Source organism: Commensalibacter sp. W6292M3 (assembly GCF_016101315.1).
In the GTDB taxonomy this organism is placed as follows: domain Bacteria; phylum Pseudomonadota; class Alphaproteobacteria; order Acetobacterales; family Acetobacteraceae; genus Commensalibacter; species Commensalibacter melissae.
On record NZ_JACFQT010000015.1, the window covers coordinates 1 to 341 of the forward strand.

The 341-nt window shown below is 43.7% G+C and carries 1 protein-coding gene; it reads left to right on the top strand.

Annotated elements, in window-relative coordinates; genetic code table 11:
* Positions 1 to 341, top strand: a 341-nt coding sequence (locus H3T57_RS09060; RefSeq protein WP_198194187.1) for a hypothetical protein, incomplete at both ends; no start/stop codon positions are given.

Genomic DNA, 341 nt, shown 5'->3' on the forward strand with positions numbered 1-341 from the left:
TGTCAATACAGAGCTGCCAAATATCGGTCAGGTAATTGCTGACAAAATAGCTCCACCAGTGGAAAATCCTCTCAAACCTAATAATAATGGTGTTTCAACAAAAGAAAGAGGAAATGTCTCAGGTATAGGCAGTAAATTACAATCTAATAAGGTACAGCAAAGTAATTCTAATCAAAAGAATCCGACATATGATGAGACGAATGATTTAAACAAGCTGATTGCGGGCATGACGCAGAACGTGATAGTTGGGGGATCAGGAGCACTGGCGGGTATTGCGACCTCTGGCGACAACATGTCCCTTGACGCGACAGCGGGTGGCCTGACGGCATTGAAACAGAATG